We start from the raw sequence: 24,236 nt of genomic DNA on the forward strand, positions 1-24,236 counted from the left end.
GGCCTAAACTTTCAACGTGTCCATTAGATCAATCATAAACTCCATTTCCTCATCTTCAACTTTATCCCAACCGGTAAAGCCTAGACTGGAGAGCACTTCCCGGTTTTTCTCATCGGCATCCATATCCAGAAGCAGGCGGCTGATGAGGTCGTGTTGGTCGGCCAGTTTGGGGCCTAGCATTAACGAGTGGTGAATAACGCTGATTTGGCTGCGAACCAATATCCGTAGCTGATTTTTTATCAGCGTGGATAAATCGTCGAAAGCTTCGGCCAGAAAAAAACCGACATCGCTATCGTCGCGTAGCAGATGCTTCGCGACTAAAACATAAGAATCGGAGGTCTTCAATTCGATATTAGCCGCATTCAGGTCGGCCGATTCCAGCATAATCATACCGATCATGTTGACGTCCGGATCTTCGGTTGTGGCAACCTTAATGCCGGGCTGCAAATTTGCAATATCTTGAACCGGGCTATTGATAGAGGTGGCGACAATGACTTCGTCGCAACATCCCCTGGGCTTTGTCAAAGGGCGGAAGCCTTTGTCCCTGACCAGTATTGCGGCATCGTAAGGGTTGGCGTAAATCAAATCGATGCTGTCGTTTTGAATAGCCGAACGCTGACTGTGAAAATTGTTATACATCTCCAAATGGATGGCCAGATCTGTGTGTTTTTGCAGCCAAGTATTGAATATGTACCACCCGGAAATATGGTCAGGCGAAAAATCGGGGCTGACTGTGAAAATATAGGACATAGGATCGCTGGTAATGGAAGTTGGTTAAAATAAGGTTGGGTATAGTTTGATGCATTCATCGACTTTGGCTTTCGACGGTTTGCGGCGCACCGAAGTATAGCCGACAGTAATCCCGTTCCGGATATTAGGGATTACTGTCGCTTTAACCCAATAATAACCGCCGTCTTTGCGCAGATTTTTAACAAACCCCTGCCATTTTTCACCTTTTTGCACAGTATCCCAGAGCTCTTTAAACGCTGCCGGCGGCATATCCGGATGTCTGAGAATCGAATGCGGCGCGCCGATGAGTTCGTCTTCGGTATAACCCGACATATCGATAAAAGCCTGATTGACATGCGTAATAACGCCAGCAGGATCGGTTGTCGACACAATCAGTTTTCCGTCGGGGTAAGGCGTTTCCAGCTCGGAATAGTAAATTTTCCGGCTAAAACCACCGTATAAATTTAGAATGATTTCCTTGAACTCTCCTACAATATTTTCAGGCTTCATATCCTGGATCATGTTATATCCGCCTCCGCGATGCTTCGAATTAAATCAAAATAAAAGGGTTAAATCAGTTCTTGAATAGATTGCGCCGCCCGTTTCACATCCAGAAAAATGAGTCCTAATTTTGCATTAGGTTTGGCCAACACAGTTAAGACCGCATCTTGTCCGGCCTGGGTCATCAGAACATAGCCTTTTTCACCTTTAATCAATACTTGATCCATATGGCCGCGGTCCAATTCTTGCGCTGTGCGCGAGCCTAACGACAACATCGCCGCACTCATAGCGCCGACCCGGTCTTCATCCAGGCTTTGAGGCAATTCCGCAGCCATCATCAAACCATCGGTTGAAATCACTCCTGAAGCTTCAATTTCGGCTGAAGTACCGTTCAGTTGCTTCAGTATAGAAGTCAACATATCTGCTCTCATTTTATTCTCCTTGAATATTTTTAATTTTAATTTTAATTTTAATTTTAATGTTTAGTGCTTGCTTTAATCATGCCATTCGAGTGCCTAAACGCAAGCATTGGAGTCCTTGGTTTTAATTAAGCATAGCGAATGCTTAAAGCCCAAATCAGGGTTACCAGCTCAGGCCGGTTAAAGTAGGGAATACCGGAAATGACTAGGACAAACCTGTTAGTGCCCACATAGACAGGCCAGAAACCGACTTTACTGTTGCCGGCGGCGTCGACGATGGCCCAGGCGTTGCTGGAAATGCCCATGTTATTTGATAGAACTCCGGACCGGCGTTCATGGATGGCTGCGATTTCGGCGCTAAGTGCAGAGAGCTCTTCGGCAACTTCGTGGGGGAAACCGCTGGTCGATAGGTAAAAACCGAGATTATCAGCCAATAATACTTTGCCTTGTAAGGAGATGGCTGCCAATAAATCCGGCAAGATGACTTCTAATGAACCTTCCGGAGCGCCGATAGGTTCATTAACGCCTTGCACCCAACCTAACTGCTGGCAATGCAGTAATAATTCCAGACATTGTTCAGCATTTTTCATATCCATTAAGCGCTTTAGTGTGTCCAGATTCATTGCCGGTGTTTGCGGTTCCAGTAACAATAGCCTGAGAAATTGAGCAGGCTTATCGATTTTTGTTGAGGAAACCGCATAATAAGCGCCTGCCGGTGTCGGATACAGGTACAAACTCTCGGTCAGGGTATATTGGCTCATGACGGATTATTCCTCCAGTTCAGGATCCAATGAGTAGAGCAAAGCCTGAATCAGGATAGAAACGTCCTTTTTTGCCCGGGGGTCGACGGCAAAAATAGGAGGGTTGATACCTAGGCCCTGAATATGCGTATGGTAATCGTCAATAGTGGGGGTGCTGCTTAAATCCATTTGCGTAACGCCGATTGCAACCTGCGTCTTATCGATAAAATCTTTGAACGCATCCAGAAAAAAACGCATATCCTGGAACGGATCAGCGCGAGTATTATCCAGCAGCAAAATCAGGCCAATACCGCCGGTTTTGAGAATATCCCACATGAAATCAAAACGTTCCTGGCCTGGGGTGCCGTAAAGATGGAGTTTTTCACCTCCCGCCAGCTTCATGATGCCGTAATCCATGGCAACGGTGGTCGCGGCTTTGCGGGACTTGGTCATATCGCTGGCGGAAGCGTCGGTTTGAACCGGAGCTTGGTCGCTGATGGATGCGATGGCTGTTGTTTTGCCGGCACCGACCGGTCCGGTGAAGATAATTTTATAATGGCTCATTTTCGATCCGTAATTTTGCGGTTAATCTCGGCGTAATTTGCTAATGATCCGGCTCATCAGGCCTTTGCGTACATTAGGTTTATGAGCTGGCGTTTCAATTTTGTCGTCAGATTCGCGTTGTGTCTGCCCGACTAAACCTACGGCATGAGCTGCACTGATAAAAACGAACACGTAACGGGGATTGATGTTCAACACCTGTGCGGTATTCATCATCGTGCGCGGGCTTTGAATCAGCAAGGCGGCTATACGCAAAGCGTGCGGAGTAATAAGCCAACGGGTGAATTCGGGCCATCTTTTCAAATACACCGGTTTGGTAATATCAAGCTCTTGTGGATAGCGCCCCTTTGATGTCCAGATGGCCAGTTTCCATAAAAAAGCATTCATATCTTGAAACTTTTCGGGCTGACCGTTAACGGCGGTATATGTGCGTTCATCGATGACTGCGATGGTGGGGGAGGGTGAATTCATTTTAATGCCGGCGAAAGCCCTGAGCATTTTGTCGTCGGCATCGAGCCAAATTTCACGGTTGTCGGGAAAAATCAGTAGTGGTTTCCAACCGGACCCCAAATTGATAGCCCGCACTTTTTCAAACGCAAATTTATAGGCTGCCTGCACAATACCCTGAAAATGTAGTTTAGCGTTGTAGGATGCCAAGACTACTTGACCGGGGTCGCTAAAGTCGATGTTGGGCGCTATGCCGATAAACGCCGAAAACCCTTGTTCGTCCATATTCATCGCTGCTTGATGCTTGGAGATTTTGGCGCGATCGTCGTTGCCGATGTTAATGGTTTTAAGGAGGGCGACCTGGCAGTCCTGAGTATCGGCAGGCGAACTGTCCGGCTGCATCTCTGTGGACGGGCCGGTGTTTAGGGCAATGAGATTTTTTGCTTGCTCCACCGCTGTCAGCATCCGGGCCGAGGTCACCGGTTTTTTAACATGGATCAGTTTTTCCTGCCCAGGCTGGCTGTCTTGTACCGAAAGGACGATGACCGGTTTTTCCGGATGTTTGTCCACAATGTCGTTAAGCACAGCTTGTGAACGGGCCATATCGGCATCAATCACGTTCGCTTGTGCATCCTGGCTGTTCGCAACGACCATGGCAGCTCCCTGGCAAGGGCCGTGCAAAAACATCGCCATCATTTTTTGAGCGCGTTCATCCATGCCGTGTAAAGCGAGCTGCAAAGGCTTTTGATTAATCTTCATGTACCTGTTCCGGGAAAGACGAACGCAGTTCGTCCCATAGGTGTTGATGGGGGTTTTCGAACTCGGCCAATAAGCCGGCCATACGCCGGTAAGCGGCAGCGTCTTGAGTGGAACGGTATAAAGCCAATAATTCAAGCTGTAAATCTTCCTTTTGGCTCTCTTCCAAGATAGCCGATTCCAGCACCGTTTTCGCCTCATTCAATTGGCTGTAGTTAATGTAATCGAGCGCCAAGGATAAAGCGTCAGGTCTATCCGATTGTACGGCCGCGCTTTGCTTCACTACTTGAATATTTCCTACGGCCCCAGTTGTCAGTAAAGTGAACGGAACAGTCTGTAATGGCTGTCCGGCGTTTTGCAGCAAGCGCCACTGCTCGTCGTTCAGCTTGGCCTTAGCGCCTGACAACATTCGGCGTTTCAGTGTCGCTCCTCGTTCACCCAATGCAATCGTCAGGTCAATCAATGCAGCGACTAAGTGGTCCGGCAAATTTTCACGGTAGCAAAAGAAAATGCGCTGGGTATGAGCAATTAAGTTTTCAGGATTGCGTGTAATCAGGTATAGCAAGTGTTCCAGTATGCCGGAGTGTTTTTCGGATAGATTTAATTTTATTGGGCGGGTCACCGCAAAATTTAGCTCTATGTCAGACGAATCGGGCCAAGGCTTGTTGTTCTTTGCATAGACAAGAGTCTGAATAAAATCGGTCATGGTTGAGGTATGGTCATAATCAATAGGTTTATTTACGGCTGTCTAAGAGAAAATACGGGTCAAGTTAATTCAGAAGTAAGTTTTTACCTATATGCATCATTGAAAAATGTGATGTAAATTTGAAAAGAAAGTTCAGGCTTTCATTCGCCGTTCTTTACAAATCGGGGGATTGGTTAATTAAAGCGGTAAGTAGAGCATGCCCAACGTGTATAATCGCGCGGTTAGCGCCCGGCTCATCATTCCATCCGCCGAATAATCAGGTCAATGATCCAGTTAAACTCCGCAACACTCATCACCTATGGCTTTTTAACCTTCGCGTTGCTCGATTTATGGCTGCCGCGGACAACTCATCTTTCACGATATGCGCCATGGTCTGTCTTTCTTGTCCTCGCCATTATCGCCGGGTTGTTTTTCAACATATTGCAGCCGACGGCTTTATTGTGGATTGTTCTATTCGGCGGTAGCGCTTGGGCTTTAACTCAAAAAGACTTGGGCTTAGCCGTTAAACGCGCGTTGTTCGCTAGCGTTTTTTTGCTATCCGGCGGGTTGCTGATGCACTATTTGCCTGGGTTTGACAATCCGAAAATCATCGCGAATTTATATTTAAGCGAAAACGCTCTTCCGTACAATAAATACCTGAATTTCGACAGTGCGTTGATCGCGTTATTCATCTTGGGCTTCGGTCATCAACGTTTGGGCGGCGCTTCGGAATGGCGGTCGACGCTAAAAGGCATGACGCTGATTACGCCGCTGACTTGGCTGACCGTGATGTGCTTGTCGCTATGGCTCGGCTACGTGCAATGGCAACCGAAATGGACGCCGATATTTTTTCTTTGGGCCTGGGGCAATCTGTTGTTTACCTGTATGGTTGAGGAAGCGTTTTTTCGCGGTTTTATTCAAAAACATTTGGTGCAGGGTTTGTCGAGAGTCCGCTACGGCGATGCGCTTGCGATAGCGATTGCGGCGGTTTTGTTCGGATTGAGGCATTACATGGGCGGCATTAACTACATTCTGCTGGCTACGGTTGCAGGTATCGGTTACGGCTGCGCCTACCGCCACACCGGGCGTATAGAAGCTTCGATTTTGACCCATTTCAGTTTGAATTCGCTGCATTTCTTGTTGTTTACTTACCCCGCATTAGCAGCGTCAATGCGATAGAGGCCGATTATTTCCAAACCGGATGAATGCCGTAATCGTGCGGAAACAGCGTAATGTATTGCACGACCCGCGGATAATGCGCCAAATTGCGGCCGCTGCCGTGCGGCAAGGCGTGGTTCCAGAGCACGAAATCGCCGGCGCAACCGGTGACCGGCACCGGTCCCAGGCTTTCCAAATCCTGGTCGCGCGGGTTCTGCTCCGGCGCGAGTTTTCCAATCCATTGATCGATGCGGCGATGAAAGCCCGGCACGCAACGGAAAGCGCCTTGTTCGGCGCTGGTATCGCTTAAGTACAGCAAGCCCTGGATGCCGAAAGGGATAGGCAGCGCAATGCTGACGTCCCAGTGCAGGCGGCTGGGGCCGGATATATCGATGCCGTTTTGCTCGGGCCGGTTCAGGCTGGAACGGTCTACGGTAGCCCATAAATCATCGGTCCCCCAGAGTTGTTCGAACGCTTTACGGATACGCGGGGCGGCGCGGTTTTTGTTCAGCGCCGGATGTTGGAACAGCGATATCCAAAAAGTATGCGTTCCGTCATACCAAGTCTCGGGGGTTTGCGGGTCCATGCCGAGAAAATCCCATAACGCCGCTTCGGCGGCCCGGCAATCTTCTACGGGAATCGCATTGCGCAGCACCACGTAGCCGTTTTGCCGCCAGAACGCCAGGTCTTCTGCCGACAATACCGGCTCCTGAATATCGCTGCCCTCGATGGGATAATGATGGGGCGGTTGTTCCAGATAAGCACTAACCATTTTATTGAGGCGATCTACTAACGCACAATCGGGAACGCCGCCAAGCTTTTGCACGATCCATTGTTCGAATTCGGCATAGGCCGGGCGATGACTAAACAGGTATTCCGCCGGTTCGACGATGCCCAAGCCCAAACCTTGCATCAGTGTGAAATCGAGTCCGTGTTCGTTTTGTACACTGTCCCGGTCAAGCTTGCCTTCGACTTCCAGCAGCCGTTTGCGCCAATAGCGTTTCAAATGCAGCAGGCCCAAGCCGCCGGTTTCCAGTGAAGAAATGTCGAGCGTGGAGTTTGCGGTCATTTATTTTTTCCGTTTGTTATTCAATGCGTGCCGTGCGCACCTTTGGTTGAGTTCAATAGTATAATTTGGCGGCTTAACGTTGCAGCCGCGCCAATTTTTGCAGACCGACTGTCGGTGCTGCGCCGAACGTTTTGCGGAATTCGTGGCTGAAATGGGCCGAATCCGAAAAACCTGTCGCGTGCGCCGCGGTTGTGAAATTGTTGCCTTTTATAATTTCGCGTATCGCTTTTCGTATCCGGTTCCAACCTCGATAACGGCGGAACGGAACACCAATCTGTTGTGTAAACAAGTGCTGGAATCGCGAGGCCGATAGTCCCGTCGTCTCTGCCAGCGTAGCCACTGCGGTGAGGTCGTCTTCGTGTTCGAATAAATAATCCACTATTTGAGCTATGCGAGGATCGATCAATTCGGCTTTTGCTCGTTGTTTGGCAAATCCCATCAGGTCGTCCAACGGTGCCGCAGACCAGTGAGGATTGTAGCGGTCTTCATAAAGGCCGCGCATGAATGCAATCTCGCCGCCAGTGCCGACCAGCGCGCCGTTGATTTCGCGGGTATTGCGGATCAGCGGTTTCAACGCATCGGCTCCGGCGACGTTCGGTTCGATATAAAACACCGTCAGCGGATCGCCGCCGACATCCAGCTCGTGCAGTACGCCGGCGGGAATGACAGCCGTGCGGCAGGACTGCCAAGCACAACCATGCAGCCGCAGCCGGAAGCTGCCGTAAATTCCGGCAAGAAAAACCGGCGCGCCGTGCTGATGACTAGCGTTGTAGTACAGCGGCCTGGTAAAAAATGTGCTGCTTTCGCTAATGTCCCAAAGCGCATCAAACTCCGAAACAGCACGTTTATACAAGCGGGGACTGTCGGCCATATTTATACTCCTCATCGTCTTGAGCCGGCCTGTGTTTATGCAGGCGTCGGCGATACAGTCTAGTCAAATCGCCGGGTAATGACAACGGACTGAGTCATTCGCCGGTTCTTCCGGGCCGGTAAAGTTTTTTATAACGATGAGGATAACCATGACCAAGCAAAAAACTTCATTCACAAACCTATTCCTATTGGCGTTTGCCGGGCTTTGCCTGACGATAGCTTTGGCGATTGCCTGGGTGCTCGGCGTTACGCTGTTTTTTCCGGACGGTGATTTGGCGGGCGCCTTGATCGACAGGGCCGACATCATCAGGGCTCATGTCGATTATTTGATGATGGCCCAGTTCCTGTTCATCTTTTTCCTGCTGTTCCGGCAGTATGAGGTCAATCCACCGGTTTGGGTTGTTGCCGCCTGTTGTTTCGGCGCTTTTTTCAATCCATTGGCATTTTTGATCAGGGGCCTGACGCCAAAACCGGCCGTTGTAATTCCTGTCGAAGCGCATTTTCCGTTTCAGGCAGGCTTGAGCTTTACGCTGACAACGGTTGGGTTTTTGACTGCCGTTGCGCTGGTGGTCCGGGCGGCCTGGAAACAGAGGCCATTGAGCAATTAAAGGTCACTTTCAGTACGTAGAAAAAGGAACACGGATGACACGGATTAAACGGATAATCACGGATTTTAAAAGCGTCATCGAACTTGGCTTGGACTAAATATCCGTGCAAATCTGACCCATCCGTGTCATCCGTGTCATCCGTGTTCTATTGGGAATACGCTGAATAGTTACGATTAAAGTCAATATAAGCCTTGGTTAAACAACAACGCATGTTCTTCCCGGCTCGGCAAACCCAGGCGCGCGCCCATTTTCATGCAGCACAAAGTGCCTGCGGCGCTGGCGTATCTTAATATCGATTGCCAATCCATGCCGAGCGCCAACGCAGCCGCAAACGCGCCGTGAAACGCGTCGCCGGCCCCGGTCGTATCGACAGCGGTAACCGGATAGGCCGGGACTGCGCCTTGTTCATTGCCGCGCTGCCAGATCAGCCCTCTTTCCCCGAGCGTGACGACCACGACAGGTGCGAGTTCGGCCAGTTGGCTTAAGGCTTTGTGCTCGTTACCCGCGTACTGGTTGGCGAATTTTTCCGAACAAACCAGGTAATCGACTTTATCCATCAATGCCAAAGTGCCTTCATGCACCGAACCCGCATCCAATACCGTCGGGATATTGGCTTGCCGGGCTTTTTCAACAAGGGCTAACGAGATAAAAGGCTCGTGCCCATCGAATAAAACGACCTTTGCCCGGACATCGGTAAAGTCCGGAGCGTCGTCGGCCGATAAGGCTTGGGTATCGCCCTTGTAATTGATCAGGCAGCGCTTGCCGTCGGGGCTGACCAGGATGGTCGATAAGGGGGTAGGGGAGGAGCCGCGAACGACCAGTTCCGTGTTGACTCCGGCATCGTTGAGTTCTTGCAGGTGCTTATCGCCGTATAAATCGCGTCCCAAGTAACTCGCAAAGGCCGATGTCAAACCCAGGCGTGCCGCGCAAACAGCCGCATTGGCAGCCGGTCCGCCGCCGCAGCCGAGCAGATCGTCGGCAACGGTTTTTTCATCGGCGCCCGGATGGCGGCTTACCGAGAAAATTAAATCGTAGGAGGCATGTCCTACGCACAGCACATCGATATTAGTAGTCATGGTTAAAAACAGCGTATTAAGGGTTTGTTTATCGGTGAAGTTTAGCGACCTGTCTGGAGGCTTGGTTTGTTCGCGACTATTAAAAGTCATCTGATCCGACAAATCAAAATTAAAAGCTGGTTCCATTTTGTGATGAATAGAATCCGGATGGGCCGATAACGGTGATCAATTTTTTGCTTCAGCTGGAATTGGGCTTTACGCTGATGACGGCCGTCGCACTGTTAGTCAAAGCGGTCCGGAAATCTTCGCAAACTGATTTGAAATCCGGTGAAATAGGGATGTAGTATCTAGTGCTATGTTCCCGTTTATAAAAATCTAGTAATGTATTGAATAGCCGTCGGAACGCGGTTAGCCGGCATCGAAAAGAGGGCATTTCTAATGAATACAATGTGGTATCGCGCATTCTGGTCTTTACTGACAATAAGCATACTAGTGATCGCTGTCGGGGTATTGCTGAAGTTACCGCAGTTGATGGAAAAAAGCGCCAACCCTTCGTTGAACAAAGCCGCTGTCGGTCCCGATACGCCTTATATCGTGTTGGGAATGGGCTGTTTTTGGGGCGCGGAAAAACGCATGCAGGCTTTAACCGGCGTATTGGACGTTGAGGCCGGCTATGCCGGAGGCGATATTCTTAACCCCAGTTACGAAACTCTTCATGACACCGAGGCATCGATACAGGCAGGCAAAGCCGTCAAAAATCATGCGGAAGTGGTTAAAGTCTATTACGACTCGCGGCAAACCACACTTGAACAAGTCCTGATCCGGTTTTGGGAAAGTCACAATCCCACCCAAGGTAATCGCCAAGGCAATGACATAGGCAGTAATTACCGCAGTGCAGTTTTTTACCGTACCGATGAAGAACGTCAATGGGCGGAGAAAACACGAGCGATTTATCAAGCTAATTTAAAAACGGCCGGTATTGCGGCGCCCATTACCAGCGAAATTGCCTCGTTAAGAAACTATACCTCCGCTGAAGCGTATCATCAGGATTATTTAGAGAAAAACCCGCTGGGCTATTGCGGTTTAGGCGGGACCGGCGTTGCCTATTTCGATCCCGATATGCCGGTGCGCACCGAAAATCCGCATAGTACGCAAGTCGCAGCCGCCGAGCAAAATTGGCAACAAATCAAACTCAATGCCAAAGAACAACTCATTGCTTTTGAGTCCGTCGAATGCGGCTATTGCAAGCAATTCGACAAAGAAGTGCTGTCGGCCTGGAAAAATCCTATCTCAATTGTTTCCACCAATTTAACAATACCGCCTGACGGCTGGAAGCTTTCTCAGGCATTATTTGCTACCCCGACCATTGTGTTGTTCAGGGACCGCCAGGAAGTGGCTCGCTATACCGGCTATCAAGGCGCCCAACATTTCCGGAAATGGCTGGGCGACGCCGCACTGAGCAACTAAATACCGAGTATTCTCGCTAAAGTTTTCCGGGATTCGGGGGGCAAGCTTTGCTTGCAAAACAGGCGAAGCCTGCACTCCGGTTTTAGTAAAAACTGTAAACCACTCCCGTCGTGATTAACTGCCATCTGTTCGCGAAGCCCGCCGCCTTGACAGCGGCTAATGTCGACTCATTGATAACTACGGGCTATCAAATCATTCCTGTAAACGATTAGACGCGCGCTACCGTTAAAGCAGACAATGCCGCCACCCGGCCGGGAACAATCACGGCATACCGTAGTTGCGGCTATGCCCAGTTATCCAATTAACACCCAGGTAAAAATAACATGGCTAAAATTGTTTGCGTACTTTATGACGATCCTATCGACGGTTATCCAACTTCTTACGCGCGCGACGACTTACCGCAACCGGAGATTTATCCCGACGGACAAACACTGCCCACCCCGAAGGGCATCGATTTCAAGCCCGGCGCATTGCTGGGCAGCGTCTCAGGAGAACTCGGATTACGTAAGTACCTGGAGTCAAACGGCCATCAACTGGTCGTAACCTCCAGTAAAGACGGTGCCGACAGCGTTCTGGATCAAGAGCTGCACGACGCTGAAATCGTCATTTCACAACCGTTCTGGCCGGCTTATATGACCGCCGAACGTATCGCCAAGGCAAAGAACCTGAAAATGATCGTGACCGCCGGTATCGGTTCCGACCATACCGACCTGCAAGCAGCAATCGATAACAACATTACCGTTGCCGAAGTGACTTACTGCAACAGCAACAGCGTCGCCGAACACGTCGTTATGATGACATTGGCGCTGGTGCGTAATTACCTGCCATCCTACAACTGGGTGCTTAAAGGCGGCTGGAACATCGCCGATTGCGTGGCGCGCTCCTACGACCTGGAAGCGATGAACGTAGGCACGGTAGCCGCCGGCCGGATCGGCCTGCGCGTTCTGCGCCTGCTGAAACCGTTCGACGTGAAATTGCACTATATGGATCGCCATCGTTTGCCGGAAGCAGTCGAGCAAGAACTCAACCTGACCTATCATTCCACATTGGACAGCCTGACCAAAGTGTGCGACGTGGTCACGTTGAACTGCCCTCTGCATCCTGAAACCGAGCACATGATCAACGAGCAATCGCTGAAAAACTTCAAGCGCGGCGCTTACCTGATCAACACCGCGCGCGGCAAGCTGTGCGATCGCGACGCTATCGTCGATGCGCTGGAAAGCGGTCAATTGGCGGGTTACGCGGGCGACGTCTGGTTCCCTCAACCGGCGCCGAACGATCATCCTTGGCGCACGATGCCGAATCACGGCATGACCCCGCATATCTCGGGCACCAGCTTGTCGGCGCAAACGCGTTATGCAGCGGGTACCCGCGAAATTCTGGAATGCTACTTCGAAGGCCGCCCCATTCGCGACGAATACCTGATCGTTCAAGGCGGCCGGCTGGCCGGTGTCGGCGCGCATTCCTACAGTAAAGGCAATGCAACAGGCGGTTCGGAAGAAGCGGCTAAATTTAAGAAGGATTGATCATACTTTACTTAGTCGAAACTGGGGATGCGGCAACGCCGCATCCTTTTAACCCACTGAATCTATGTCACTGATAAACAGAATCAAAAATAGCGGCAACTCGTTTGCTACAAGACCCTTAGTATCTCACATTGCACTGGCTTGGCTGGGCTCCAGCCTCGCTATTGCCGCTGTTGCTGTGCTCGGTCAATATTCCGGCCAGCCTTTGATACTGGGTTCTTTCGGCGCAAGCTGTGTTTTATTGTTCGGCTTTCCCGATGCAGTATTTTCGCAATCGCGCAATGTCATTATCGGTCACGCCCTTTGCTCTTTAATCGGTCTATGTTTCCTTAAATTCGTTGGCCCTGAATGGTGGAGCATGGCTATAGCTGTCGGTACGGCCTTGGCTGCAATGCTGGGTACCCGGACCGTTCATCCCCCAGCGGGTTCCAATCCGGTCATTATTTTTTTAACTCAGCCGGATTGGCAGTTTCTATTGTTTCCTACTTTAGCCGGAGCAAGCGGATTGTTTTTCCTTGCACGCCTTTTTCAAAGGATGACACGTGCAACCGGTTAATTTTAGGGATAAGCATTGACGCCCAATCTGAAGCTTGAAGCTTTAGCCAATAGAGCTTGGCTGAAAGTGAAATCTAATAAAGTATTTTTAAAAGAGGACGCTCAGATTCAGACCGGATCACAAAGGTTTGAAATCGATAACGTCTTTTTAACGAATGGATAAATAAATGAGTTTAATTAGTTGCCCAGAATGTAATAAAAAAATATCTCATAAATCAAATAATTGTATTCGCTGCGATAATCTTGTTAAACAAGAACAAACTTCGGCAAAAAATAATGGCCAAAAGCGTAAAAGCGCGAATGTTCAAGTTCATACAGCTCTGGATTCATGGGATTTGTTCTCATATGCTTTGTTCAGGAAATAACTTGTTGTAGTTAACCATTACCGCCCCGGTTTCGATGAATATAATTGTTTTGTTTTACGCGTCTTTTTCAAAATATAACGCACAACATCGGCTAATGTAATGCGCGTTCACGTACTTCAACATGTCGCTTTCGAAGGACTAGGCAGTATTGACGCTTGGCTTGCCGGCAGACAGGCAATGGTGACCTACACCCGTTTTTTTGAATCCGCTTCGTTGCCGCTCCTTGATGAGGTTGACTTCATTATTGCGCTCGGCGGCCCTATGAGTGTTAACGACGAAGATGAATTTCCCTGGCTGATCGATGAAAAACTGTTCATTGCCGAGGCCATAGGCAAAAACAAAACCATTCTTGGAATCTGCCTCGGTTGTCAGCTGATTGCCGGCGCTGTTGGCTCGAGAGTCTATCCAAACACAGAAAAGGAAATCGGATGGTTTCCCGTTTATTCTGAACAAAAAAGCCTTGAAGCACCAATCTTACCTGAATTTTTCGAGGCTTTTCACTGGCATGGCGAAACCTTTGATTTACCGGCAGGTGCAGTTCTGCTTGCAAGCAGCGCTGCCTGCCGGAATCAGGCATTTCAAATTGGGCAACGTGTTCTTGGGTTTCAGTTCCATCTCGAAATCACACCGGAAAGCATGGAAATGATGATTGCCCATGGTCGGCATGAGCTGTTACCGCGATGTTTTGTCCAGACAGAACAGCAACTTCGGTCCGTTTCGGTCGTTAACTATGGAGTTATTAATACTTTCATGGTCCTAGTGCTTGAAGCCCTGTTTCCGATGACAGCGTACGCTAATGACAATCGGCACGATTAAACGTGTCTGTTCCCACTGCGGAGCGGGCTGCGGTATCGTCATGGAGGTCGCCGGCAAGCGCGTCCTCAAGCTTATGGGCAAGCCAGTCATTTCGGGTGCCCCTATGCGCCAAAGGTAATGCCTGCCCGCAAGCCATTGTCGAATCGGGACGGTTTGAACATGACAATTCGGCTAACGTCATTGGCGCTTACGTGCGTTACTCGACCGAGCACAAAAAGAACCCTACTTTAAACGAAGAGGACAAAGCCATGCCACCCGTTGTTGCTCCTGACAATCAAAGCGATACGTTGCTATCAGCCGTAACCGATACCTGCCGATCCGATCCTGCAATTGCGTGCGATGAATCAGACACGGCAGTGCTGGCAATTATTAAGGTGATCCGCGCCGCAAACAAGGGCGAATTGCCGTTGTTCGCGGCGACGCTCGGCATGGCTTCGCAGGACTTCGCCGCGCTTCTTGATGAGTTGTCGCGGCGCGCCGTCCACTTCTCCCCTTGTCATGCCGGGCTATTGGCCGGATTACCCGATCTTTTTCCGCCGCTGGTGGAAATGTTGTGGGAGTCCCGAAGTTGCGACGAGCGGCTTAGCTGGTGGACCGCTCATGCGATCGCTTCCGCGTGTTTCGGGCGTGGGCATCTTTGGCAGGATCTTGGGTTGCGCGGACGGGACGATGTGTCGCGTCTCTTCTCACAGCGATTTTCCGAGCTCTTTGCGCTCAATATAGAGAACCTGAAGTGGAAGCGCTTTCTGTTCCAGGAACTCGGTCGGCGTTTGGGATATCCCGATCTGAAACCTCCGGCTTGCGACGCATGCGACGAAACGAATCTCTGTTTTCCATCGCAACGCGGAGATGTCATTGCGTTATATTAAGAATGCCTGCTCACTGCTGCGGTGCTGGCCGCGGCATCGTAATGCGGGTCTCATCAAAATCATGGACAACAAGTAGCATCCTGAGTTGCGGGCCGTGGCGGACGAGACCGGAATTAGCTAAATCACCAACATTGAGCGATTGATTGTCGCAGTCTGCGCTGTGGGAGTCGGTTACGCCGAATTAACGGGCGTTTGCTATCGCTTTATGAACAGACAGAGGCAACTCGGGCAGGTTCATGGGGTTCTATCCGGCCGTTTATACCGACCGCCTTCGCCAACCAGGGTGGGGGCTGTTTTTCCAGGATTTGCTGCAATTCGGCCAAGGTTTCGCGGGCTGCTATAGACAGCGGAACGCAGAGCGGATGGACACCGATGCCAACCAACACCGATCTTATCGGGGTGCCGATCGATTTTGCGTAAACCAGGCGGCAGTCGGCGACATGGCTTAAGCGCAGTTGTTTTCCACCGTTACGGCCGCCGCCGTCCGGATTTTCCCGTATAGCGACAAGACGAAGCGCGTCGGCCGAAACCTGATAGATTAAAAAGCGCCGGGCCGTCATGAAGTCTCCGTCGAGACGTTCGCCGTCGTTCGAGGCGACTGCCACCCGCAACGAATTGTCCATATCTCCATCGCGATAAGATTCAATAATAGGCAGGGGCGTGTCGAGTACGCGAATGGCCGTGCTACCGTTAAGATAGGACAACGCTCGTTCCAGGTAAATACCGGATATGCCGCTTAAAACGCCTTGACCGGCCTGACGCAGGCGTTGCAGCGTTAGGCTGTCAAGTTTTGCGCGGGTAATCGGCAAACCCAACGCATCGACAAGAATCGCAAGTCCTTGGGAAATATCCACGCCCGGCAGGCAGCGTACGGCAACGCCTATACGGAGCGCCAGTTCATCGGTCAGTTTTATGGTCATGGTTTAACCCCCCGCGGCCCGGCAGCCGTCAACCCGGCATGCGGACAGCGGTGCAAGCCGATTGGGCAGAGTGCTTGAGTTGTCTATTCCTGTCTTTCTGCATGCCGCATAGTGTCGAACTATCATAGTGAACCGCCTTGATTAAGTTACAGTGGAAAGTCGTTAATACTAAAACAGCAAGGTCCATGCCATGGTGTTTAATAAGATAAAGATGGCCAAGAATAACAGGGATACGCGGCCGATTCCGACAAACACAGCTGTTCCATCGTTCCGGGTTGTACGCCCGATAACGAAAAGTACCGATATGTACAGAATGTACAAAGCAACAGCTCATGGTTTTTGGAATGGGCAACCAGGCGGCGTACGGCATGCTGTTAACGGAATATCGCGGTTTTGCGTCTACGGATTTTGGCGCATTCATTGCTTTATTCACAGTACGGAATCTTGGTATCGAAGCGCTGATGAAAACGGATTCACCGGCAAATCGCTTTATCGGAAGTCTCCGGGCAGGACAAGCCGGGCTGAGCCCATGCCGGTATGACATGCTATTTAAAGCTGAGTTGAGCGGCTTGTCTGCTCAAACCCTACTTATGCCCTTGGGGTATAAATAAAGCGATAAGGGGCAAGGCTAAACAGTCGCCCTATAAAAAAGGAAAAATATATCATGCCAAATGCTGTGAAAAACTCGAATCAGTTAACCGTCAAGATGCGGTTTATGATAATTTTAGGCACGTTAGTCACCGGTTTTTCGTTATTCGGTTTTGCAACGTTTAATGCTATCAATTCAATTAGCATTGATGGCCCGAGTTATCAACGCATCATTCAAGGTAAAGATATTATTGCCGACGTGCTGCCCCCGCCTGAATATATTATCGAATCTTATCTGGCGGCGCTGCAATTAACCCAAACCTCGGACGCTGCCGAAATCAGTGAATTGACGGCGCGTTTTCAAGTGCTGAAAGCGGACTATGAATCCCGTCACCGCTATTGGTTAAAGCAGCCGTTGGAATCGGAGCTCCATGAGTCTTTAGCCGAGCGCTCTTACCGGGCAGCGCGAAGTTTTTACGATGAAGCCGAACAGCATTTCTTGCCCGTCATGCGGAGCCCGGAGCGTAGCGGAGCGCAAATCAGCCTTCAAAAAATGCGCCGCGCTTATGAAGAGCACCGTGGCGCTATCGATGACGCGGTAAAATTCACAAAGGCCCGCAATAGCGGCGATGAGGCACAGGCTCGACGCATAACGCACGGCTACAAAATCGTTTTGACCGGTATTTTTGCATTCAGTGTCGCGATTGCCGCCGTATTGACCCTAATGATCAGCCGCGGCATTTTGCGTTCGCTGAAAACTGTCCAACGGGTAGCGGACGCCATTGCCGACGGTAACTTGAATTCCAGCATCGACACTCGGCAACGAAATGAAATCGGGGATCTGTTGCGTTCGATGAATACCATGCAACAACAACTGCTTGCACGGGTAACCGCGGAACACCAAGCGGCCGAGGAAACCCTGCGCGTCAAGATTGCTCTGGACAATGTCATTACCGGCGTCATGATTGCCGGCAATGACCGCAATATCGTGTATGCGAATAAATCGGCAATCGCCATACTTGGCAAGGCCGAAGCAGAGATTAGCCGACAATTGCCGAAATTCTCCGTCGATAAACTGGTTGGCGCCAGCATGGACGATTTTCACCAAAATCCTTCGCATCAGGCCGTTATGTTGGCTGGGTTGACCGGTACCTATGAAGCCTCCATGCAGGTAGGCGGCCGTTCGATGGTCGTCATCGCCAACCCTGTTATTAATGAACACGGCCAACGACTGGGTACGGTGGTTGAATGGAGTGACCGCACCGACGAGGTTATGGCTGAGAATGAAGTCGCGGCGATTGTTGAAGCAGCCGGCAAGGGCGACTTCAGTAGGCGCTTCGGCTTAGACGGCAAGGAAGGCTTTTTACGCCATTTGGGGATGGATATAAATCGGCTGATGGAAACCAGCGAAGCCGGTCTCAATGAAGTCGTGCGGGTTCTTGAAGCGCTATCCCGCGGCGATTTGACCGAAACTATCGATAATGACTATTCCGGCACTTTCGGGCGGCTCAAGGACGATTCCAATACGACAGTAGAAAAATTAAAAGCGATTATTAACCGGATCAAGGGGACTGCCAACAGCATTGATGGCGCATCCAAAGAAATTGCCGCCGGCAACAATGACCTGTCGCACCGCACCGAACAGCAGGCCGCCAGCTTGCAACAAACCGTAGCCAGCATGCAGGAACTGACTTCTACCGTGCAGCATAATGCCGAAAATGCGCGGTATGCCAATGAACTCGCTGCCGATGCGTCGGACATAGCGGCCAAAGGCGTTACCGTGGTCGGCCAAGTCGTTGCAACCATGAATGACATTAACGAATCCTCACATAAAATCGGGGATATCATATCGGTGATCGACGACATCGCCTTCCAGACCAACATTCTCGCGCTTAACGCCGCCGTTGAAGCCGCCCGCGCCGGCGAACAAGGCCGGGGGTTTGCCGTTGTGGCCGTGGAGGTGCGTAATCTTGCACAACGCGCCGGGACGGCCGCCGGCGAAATTAAAGAGTTGATTAACGATTCGGTAAGTAAAGTTTCGGGAGGCAGTAAGCTGGTAGCTCAAGCGGGGCAGACGATGGAAGAAATCGTCAACTCCATTCGCGGCGTTACCAACATGATGGCTGAAATCACCGCCGCCTCCTCCGAACAAAGTTCCGGTATCGAACAGGTTAACCTGGCCATTGCGCAGATGGACCGGGTAACCCAACAAAATGCGGCCTTGGTTGAACAGGCGGCAGCGGCAGCGGAGTTCTTGGAAGAACAGGCGCAAAACCTGACGGTTACCATGGGCAGCTTTAAAATAGCCGGTAATGCGCATCATTCAGGCGCTCCTCTTCACCCGATGCCGGCATCGAAGAAAACAACATTAGCCGAAAGTTCCGTCAAATATTTACCGTTCAGCAGAAAATCGCGGTTACAAGCTTTTGCTGTCGACGATTAGAAAATGTTATCGGGGGAGTTTAAACGCCAACCGCAGGCTTTGAACTCAGGAAAACTCAAACACGGGCGTTTAACAATGGCGCACGAGTGAGACCTTCCAGGTTTTCAAAACCTGGAAGGTCTGCCTGTATATGTTGTTTCGCGTCGGATGAAGCTGTCCGTCAGTTGGTTTTTAAGCCCTGTCTGTATGCCAAGTCTTGGGTAGACAGCCGCAATTCCTGCCCTGAGTAGCAAGACAAGTAGCAGGCTGTTTCGAATTCGTCCGGCGGCATCGGCTGGCCGAACAGGTAGCCTTGAAAGATGCAGCAGCCGTATTGCCGGAGAAAAGCGAGTTGCGCGTCGGTTTCAACACCTTCGGCAACCACTTTCAAACCGAAGTTGCCGGCAATGTTGATGATGGTGCGCACCATGACGCTGCTGTTCTTATCGTGCGCAATATCGCGCACAAAGGACTGGTCGATCTTCAGTTGTTCCAGCGGCAGGCGTTTCAGATAGGACAGTGACGAATAACCGATGCCGAAATCGTCCATCGCGAAGTTGATGCCTATGGCGCGAAGCGCCTGCATTTTTTCGATGGCGTCTTCGACATCGTTCAGAATGAAGCTTTCGGTCAGCTCCAGTTTGAGATAAGACGCTCGAATGCCGGTATCCTCGATGATATTTTTCACCTGTTCGACGAAATAGGGCTGGCTCAATTGCCGGGGGCTGACATTGACGGAAATCTGTATTTTGCGCATGACCGGGTCCGATTCCCAAGTTCTTAGTTGCCGGCAGGCCTGTTCCAGCACCCACTCGCCGATCGGAAGGATCATGCCGATTTCTTCGGCCAGCGGAATGAATTGAGCCGGCGGAACCCTGCCGCGTTGCGGATGTTGCCAACGGATCAGGGCTTCGGCGCCGACGATGCGGCCGCAATCGTCTACCTGCATCTGATAGTACAATTGCAGCTGCTTGAGCTTTATCGAAGCGCGCAGGTCTTTTTCCAGCCTGGCGCGGTTTTCCATCTCCGCCTGCATGGCCGGGTCGAAGAAGCAAACCCGGTTGCGGCCGTCGGCCTTGGCCTGATACATGGCCAGGTCGGCCTGTTTCAGCACGTCGTCCAGGCTGTTTTGGTGGCCTCGAAACAGGGTGACGCCGATGCTCGGCGAACTATGGTGTTCGATGGCGTTCAGCAGGTAGGGCTGGCTTAATTCGGCGCGGATCTTCTCGGCGACGGTTTCGGACTGGGCCGCCGCCTCATGCAGGTCGCCGCTCAACGATTCGAGCACGACCACGAATTCGTCGCCGCCCAAACGCACGACCGTATCGCCTTCGCGGATATTGCGGGTCAGGCGCCGGGCGACCTCTTGCAGCAACAAATCGCCGACATCGTGGCCGTGGGTATCGTTGATGGTCTTGAAGTTATCCATATCGAGAAACATCAGCGCGTCGTGCTTGCCGCTGCGCGCATTGATCGACATGCTTTGCAGCAGGCGTTCGTGCAACAGGCGGCGATTGGGCAAATGGGTCAGCGAGTCGTAAAAGGCAAGGCGGTAGACTTCTTCTTCCGATTGCTTGCGCAGGGTGATGTCCTGCACCATGAACAGCACGACAGTGTCCCCGGCCATCTGGGCCAGCGAAATATCGGCCAGGTAGGTACGGTTGGTATCGCCGTCGGCACGCTCGAATTCGAAATCGTTGCAATGTTTCTTGCTTTTCAGCACCTGGTAGATCTTTTCGTCGAGCGCGGCAAGAGCCAGGTATTGCCCCAGGGTTTTGTCCAGCCTGACTTCGTTCTTGACCAGGTTGAACATGCGCAGCACGGCGTTGTTGACCAGCCGGATCTTGCCATGCCCATTCAATACGATAAAGCCGATCGGCATGTTGCTGACGATTTGCTCGGTATAACTGTGCGCCAGCATCAGCGCTTTGTGCTCGGCGTGAAAGTAGGTGTCCAGCGCCAGCCCGATATCGAAAAAGATGACTTTGAGCAAGGCGCGGCAGCTATCGAGCCCGCGTTCCGGATCGTCGGCGTAATGCTTGAACACTAAAGGCATGACCTCGCTCAAATATTTGCAATAGGCGCTCATGTACCACTTCGGCGTCAGTCCGACGCGCTGATGCACGACGCCGACATGCAGGCGGTTTTCTACATAAGCCCGATCGTAGCAGCCTTCGGTGAGCTGGCTGAAATAAGCCGCCTGGGCGCGTTTCAAATGCGCCAGCTTGGCTTCGTCGCCCAACAGCGGACGTAACTCCGGGAAGCGCGACAGATGCTCATAGAAAACATCGGTCAGCTGTTCCTGATAATCCGCCAGTATGTCGTGCAGGGCTTTGAGCAAGTCGGCATCGCGGTTGTCGAACGCCAGAAACGATTGCCGATGTCCGATCTCGGCGTCATCGATACCCATCTCGGTCAGCAGGGAAGAGTGTGCGTGCATAATCAATTGGGTTTACCTTGGCTGGGAGTTGCATTGTTTCTGAAAAGAGTTAGTTGAGCCACGGTTGACGCGGATTTACACGGATGAACAATGGCTTCAATGAGTTTTTCGCGACACCTATTATTAGGGGTGAACTGCTGTTGCGCATGACTCAATGTATTATCTGCGTTTATCTGCGTAAATCTGTGGCTAACCGATTTTTCCAGGAAGAAAGTTCCAACAGGAAGCGACAACAGTAGCCAGCAATTCTCATGCCGGCCGCAATGACCGGCGCATTGCGGGAAATCGTGATAGAACAAAAACAAAGCATTCACCACGAAGGACACGAAGTTTTATCTCGTTCCCACGCGCTGCGTGGGAATGCAGTCAAGGCGCGCTGCGCCGCGAGGGACTGTGGTTAACGGCCCAAAAATGCAGAGCCTATCAAATAGGACGCAGCGCGTCCCATACTGCATTCCCACGCAGCGCGTGGGAACGAGGAAACGTATTATCTGCGTTTATCTGTGTAAATTTGCGGCTAACTAATTTTTCCAGGAAGAAAGTTCCAACAGTAGCCGGCAATTCTCATGCCGGTCGCAACAACCGGCGCATTTCGGGAAATCCTGCCGGGGCATCGGCGGCGTTCATGCCTGGCGTACGCAAATGAACAGATCGGTCCTGTCCGTACATTCATGAACGCCTGTCCTTATCCTATTCATGGTTTAACAAGGCGCCAGGCCGTCTTTCCGCCCTGGCAACCGGCGGCAATCAAGCGCTGGGAGCAAATTGGCACGGCCAATGCAATCAGGTTTGCAACTGCTTCGACAAATCTGCCGAAGAAGCGAGCAAGCCCTTAACTCAACCAGGAGACCGACCATGCCTATGGTATTACTCAGCTGCGATGCGGCTATCCCCGAACGGGAAAAACACATTTATCTGAAAGCCCCCGATGAAGATACTCGGGAATATTTGCCGATCTCCAATGCGGCGACCATTCCGGGCACGCTGTCCGAGCGCGGCTGCGCATTCTGCGGCGCCAAGCTGGTTATCGGCGGCGTGTTGAAGGACACCATCCAGATGATCCACGGACCCATCGGCTGCGCTTACGACACATGGCACACCAAACGCTATCCGACCGATGACGGCCATTTCAACATGAAATACGTCTGGTCTACCGACATGAAGGAAAGTCAAATCGTGTTCGGCGGTGAGAAACGCCTGGAAAAGAGCATGAACGAGGCTTTCGACGAAATGCCGGACGTCAAGCGGATGATCGTCTATACCACCTGTCCGACCGCGCTGATCGGCGACGACGTCAAGGCCGTCGCTAAAAAAGTCATGCGCGAAAGGCCCGATGTCGACATATTCACGGTCGAATGCCCAGGCTTTTCCGGCGTATCCCAATCCAAAGGCCACCATGTGCTGAACATCGGCTGGATCAACGAAAAAGTCGGTACGCTGGAGCCTGAAATCACCAGCGATTACACGATGAACTTCATCGGCGACTTCAACATCCAGGGCGATACCCAGTTGCTGCAAACCTATTGGGACCGGCTCGGCATCCAGGTCATCGGCCATTTCACCGGCAACGCCAATTACGACGATTTGCGCAAGATGCATAGAGCGCAACTCAATGTGGTGAACTGCGCGCGCTCTTCCGGCTATATCGCCAACGAATTGAAAAAGCAGTACGGCATTCCGCGTCTCGACATCGATTCCTGGGGTTTCAATTACATGGCCGAAGGTATCCGGAAAATCTGCGCTTTCTTCGGTATCGAGGAACGCGGCGAGAAATTGATTGCCGAGGAATTCGCAATCTGGAAGCCCAAGCTGGATTGGTACAAGGAACGTCTGGCCGGCAAAAAAATGGCCATCTGGACCGGCGGCCCTCGCTTGTGGCACTGGACCAAATCGGTGGAAGACGATCTGGGCGTTCACGTCGTCGCGATGTCGTCAAAATTCGGCCACGAAGAAGATTTTGAAAAGGTCATCGCCAGAGGCCGCGAAGGCACTTATTACGTCGACGACGGTAACGAACTGGAGTTTTTCGAAATTATCGACCTGGTCAAACCGGACGTGATCTTTACCGGTCCGCGCGTCGGCGAATTGGTGAAAAAACTGCATATCCCTTACGTCAACGGCCATGCCTACCACAACGGGCCTTATATGGGCTTCGAAGGCTTCGTGAATTTGGCCCGCGACATGTACAACGCCGTCCATAACCCGCTGAAGCATTTGGCCGGTATCGACATCCGCGTTACCGGGTCCAACACGGCCGATCAAGACTCCAGAGTGGAAGCCAATCCGGTTTATCCGCGCTTCTTCGATAACCTGGCATCAACTTCGGCCGAGGAACCACTGAAGAGGGCCGTGTCATGACCATAACCGTATCTGAAAGCAAAATCAGCGACTTGTTCAATTACGTGCAGGAACGTTGTCTGTGGCAATTTTCCTCGCGCACTTGGGATCGCCAGGAAAACATCGACGGCGTTCTGGCGAAAGCCGCGGACTTGATGCTCGGCCGCGAACCTTCGCGTGAAACGCCTACCGAAAAACTGCATTGCGCCGAGGCCAAAATCCTGGTGGCGGATTGCCTGGAACGTTATCCGTGGGTCAAAGACGTGCTGGAATCGGACGTCAATGCCCTGATGGAAGGCCTGAAAGCGCGTTTGACGGATATCGCCATTACCAATTCGCATAACCGCGAACTCAACCATCGCCTGTATTGAG

Annotated in this window: 26 protein-coding genes; 14 read left to right on the forward strand and 12 right to left on the reverse strand. The window is 51.4% G+C overall.

Translation table 11 applies throughout. The annotated features are described in order from the left end of the window. Window positions 1-3 precede the first annotated feature (3 nt). From EKO24_RS21235 to EKO24_RS21265, 7 genes are all read right to left on the reverse strand, one after another. Window positions 4-750, reverse strand: coding sequence for a phosphate/phosphite/phosphonate ABC transporter substrate-binding protein (locus tag EKO24_RS21235; protein ID WP_127029516.1), 747 nt, complete (start codon window positions 748-750; stop codon window positions 4-6). Between the two features lie 24 nt (window positions 751-774). Then, the gene (locus EKO24_RS21240; RefSeq protein WP_127029515.1) at window positions 775-1,251 is read right to left on the reverse strand and encodes a PAS domain-containing protein; all 477 of its coding nucleotides are present in this window, start codon (window positions 1,249-1,251) and stop codon (window positions 775-777) included. 47 nt (window positions 1,252-1,298) lie between these two features. Then, window positions 1,299-1,661 carry a roadblock/LC7 domain-containing protein gene (locus EKO24_RS21245; protein ID WP_127029514.1) on the reverse strand — a complete coding sequence of 121 codons (363 nt, stop codon included), beginning with the start codon at window positions 1,659-1,661 and terminating at the stop codon, window positions 1,299-1,301. A gap of 116 nt (window positions 1,662-1,777) precedes the next feature. Then, window positions 1,778-2,410, reverse strand: coding sequence for a hypothetical protein (locus EKO24_RS21250; protein WP_127029513.1), 633 nt, complete (start codon window positions 2,408-2,410; stop codon window positions 1,778-1,780). Window positions 2,411-2,416: 6 nt separating this feature from the next. After that, window positions 2,417-2,953, reverse strand: a complete 537-nt coding sequence (locus EKO24_RS21255) for a GTP-binding protein (protein WP_127029512.1) — start codon at window positions 2,951-2,953, stop codon at window positions 2,417-2,419. 21 nt (window positions 2,954-2,974) lie between these two features. Then, complete coding sequence (locus EKO24_RS21260) at window positions 2,975-4,156, reverse strand: hypothetical protein (RefSeq protein ID WP_127029511.1); 1,182 nt, start codon at window positions 4,154-4,156, stop codon at window positions 2,975-2,977. After that, a complete protein-coding gene (locus EKO24_RS21265) occupies window positions 4,146-4,859 on the reverse strand; it encodes a hypothetical protein (protein ID WP_127029510.1) in 714 nt (237 codons plus the stop codon). Before EKO24_RS21265 ends, EKO24_RS21260 begins: the two co-directional genes overlap by 11 nt. 264 nt (window positions 4,860-5,123) lie before the next feature. Between EKO24_RS21265 and EKO24_RS21270 the strand changes: the two genes are divergently transcribed. Continuing rightward, window positions 5,124-6,017, forward strand: a complete 894-nt coding sequence (locus EKO24_RS21270) for a CPBP family intramembrane glutamic endopeptidase (protein WP_127029509.1) — start codon at window positions 5,124-5,126, stop codon at window positions 6,015-6,017. Between the two features lie 7 nt (window positions 6,018-6,024). Here EKO24_RS21270 and EKO24_RS21275 read toward each other — a convergent pair whose 3' ends face one another. Both EKO24_RS21275 and EKO24_RS21280 read right to left on the reverse strand, forming a co-directional pair. Next, a complete protein-coding gene (locus EKO24_RS21275) occupies window positions 6,025-7,065 on the reverse strand; it encodes a phytanoyl-CoA dioxygenase family protein (RefSeq protein ID WP_127029508.1) in 1,041 nt (346 codons plus the stop codon). Window positions 7,066-7,138: 73 nt separating this feature from the next. Further along, entirely contained in the window at window positions 7,139-7,936 is a 798-nt protein-coding gene (locus EKO24_RS21280) for a helix-turn-helix domain-containing protein (protein WP_127029507.1), read from the reverse strand. Window positions 7,937-8,084: 148 nt separating this feature from the next. Between EKO24_RS21280 and EKO24_RS21285 the strand changes: the two genes are divergently transcribed. Next, entirely contained in the window at window positions 8,085-8,543 is a 459-nt protein-coding gene (locus EKO24_RS21285; protein ID WP_127029506.1) for a hypothetical protein, read from the forward strand. Window positions 8,544-8,722: 179 nt separating this feature from the next. On the opposite strand, the gene EKO24_RS21290 is transcribed toward EKO24_RS21285, so the two are convergent. Further along, window positions 8,723-9,619 (reverse strand): carbohydrate kinase family protein, encoded by an 897-nt coding sequence (locus tag EKO24_RS21290; protein ID WP_127029539.1) that lies wholly within the window; start codon window positions 9,617-9,619, stop codon window positions 8,723-8,725. A 378-nt stretch (window positions 9,620-9,997) separates the two neighbouring features. Between EKO24_RS21290 and msrA the strand changes: the two genes are divergently transcribed. The 7 genes from msrA (at window position 9,998) to EKO24_RS21325 (ending at window position 15,157) form a co-directional block, all read left to right on the forward strand. Next, window positions 9,998-11,026, forward strand: a complete 1,029-nt coding sequence (gene msrA, locus EKO24_RS21295; protein ID WP_127029505.1) for a peptide-methionine (S)-S-oxide reductase MsrA — start codon at window positions 9,998-10,000, stop codon at window positions 11,024-11,026. 323 nt (window positions 11,027-11,349) lie between these two features. Next, window positions 11,350-12,552, forward strand: coding sequence for an NAD-dependent formate dehydrogenase (locus EKO24_RS21300; protein WP_127029504.1), 1,203 nt, complete (start codon window positions 11,350-11,352; stop codon window positions 12,550-12,552). A gap of 64 nt (window positions 12,553-12,616) precedes the next feature. Further along, window positions 12,617-13,108 carry an HPP family protein gene (locus EKO24_RS21305; protein WP_127029503.1) on the forward strand — a complete coding sequence of 164 codons (492 nt, stop codon included), beginning with the start codon at window positions 12,617-12,619 and terminating at the stop codon, window positions 13,106-13,108. A 166-nt stretch (window positions 13,109-13,274) separates the two neighbouring features. Further along, window positions 13,275-13,472 carry a hypothetical protein gene (locus tag EKO24_RS21310; protein ID WP_127029502.1) on the forward strand — a complete coding sequence of 66 codons (198 nt, stop codon included), beginning with the start codon at window positions 13,275-13,277 and terminating at the stop codon, window positions 13,470-13,472. Between the two features lie 99 nt (window positions 13,473-13,571). Next, window positions 13,572-14,288: a type 1 glutamine amidotransferase gene (locus tag EKO24_RS21315; protein WP_127029501.1), complete on the forward strand. Its 717-nt coding sequence runs from the start codon at window positions 13,572-13,574 to the stop codon at window positions 14,286-14,288. Further along, complete coding sequence (locus tag EKO24_RS23675) at window positions 14,269-14,406, forward strand: hypothetical protein (protein ID WP_127029500.1); 138 nt, start codon at window positions 14,269-14,271, stop codon at window positions 14,404-14,406. Before EKO24_RS21315 ends, EKO24_RS23675 begins: the two co-directional genes overlap by 20 nt. Window positions 14,407-14,536: 130 nt before the next feature. Then, window positions 14,537-15,157, forward strand: coding sequence for a nitrogen fixation protein NifQ (locus tag EKO24_RS21325; RefSeq protein WP_421743949.1), 621 nt, complete (start codon window positions 14,537-14,539; stop codon window positions 15,155-15,157). Window positions 15,158-15,360: 203 nt separating this feature from the next. On the opposite strand, the gene EKO24_RS21330 is transcribed toward EKO24_RS21325, so the two are convergent. After that, window positions 15,361-16,077 (reverse strand): dinitrogenase iron-molybdenum cofactor N-terminal domain-containing protein, encoded by a 717-nt coding sequence (locus EKO24_RS21330; RefSeq protein WP_127029498.1) that lies wholly within the window; start codon window positions 16,075-16,077, stop codon window positions 15,361-15,363. Between the two features lie 332 nt (window positions 16,078-16,409). Between EKO24_RS21330 and EKO24_RS21335 the strand changes: the two genes are divergently transcribed. Continuing rightward, window positions 16,410-16,688 carry a hypothetical protein gene (locus EKO24_RS21335; protein ID WP_127029497.1) on the forward strand — a complete coding sequence of 93 codons (279 nt, stop codon included), beginning with the start codon at window positions 16,410-16,412 and terminating at the stop codon, window positions 16,686-16,688. Between the two features lie 104 nt (window positions 16,689-16,792). Continuing rightward, the gene (locus tag EKO24_RS21340; RefSeq protein WP_277752521.1) at window positions 16,793-19,108 is read left to right on the forward strand and encodes a methyl-accepting chemotaxis protein; all 2,316 of its coding nucleotides are present in this window, start codon (window positions 16,793-16,795) and stop codon (window positions 19,106-19,108) included. A 160-nt stretch (window positions 19,109-19,268) separates the two neighbouring features. Here the strand turns inward: EKO24_RS21340 and EKO24_RS21345 are convergent, their stop codons facing one another. Further along, a complete protein-coding gene (locus EKO24_RS21345; RefSeq protein ID WP_127029495.1) occupies window positions 19,269-21,527 on the reverse strand; it encodes an EAL domain-containing protein in 2,259 nt (752 codons plus the stop codon). A 566-nt stretch (window positions 21,528-22,093) separates the two neighbouring features. Here EKO24_RS21345 and EKO24_RS21350 point away from each other — a divergent pair. From EKO24_RS21350 to vnfG, 3 genes are read left to right on the forward strand one after another with little or no spacing between them, the layout of a single operon-like run. Next, entirely contained in the window at window positions 22,094-22,363 is a 270-nt protein-coding gene (locus EKO24_RS21350) for a hypothetical protein (protein WP_127029494.1), read from the forward strand. 19 nt (window positions 22,364-22,382) lie between these two features. Continuing rightward, the gene (gene vnfD, locus EKO24_RS21355) at window positions 22,383-23,885 is read left to right on the forward strand and encodes a nitrogenase vanadium-iron protein, alpha chain (protein WP_206667325.1); all 1,503 of its coding nucleotides are present in this window, start codon (window positions 22,383-22,385) and stop codon (window positions 23,883-23,885) included. Then, entirely contained in the window at window positions 23,882-24,235 is a 354-nt protein-coding gene (gene vnfG, locus EKO24_RS21360) for a V-containing nitrogenase subunit delta (RefSeq protein ID WP_127029493.1), read from the forward strand. Before vnfD ends, vnfG begins: the two co-directional genes overlap by 4 nt. Window position 24,236 lies beyond the last annotated feature (1 nt).

The sequence above is a fragment of the Candidatus Methylobacter oryzae genome (genome assembly GCF_003994235.2).
Classification (GTDB): Bacteria; Pseudomonadota; Gammaproteobacteria; order Methylococcales; family Methylomonadaceae; genus Methylobacter_A; species Methylobacter_A oryzae.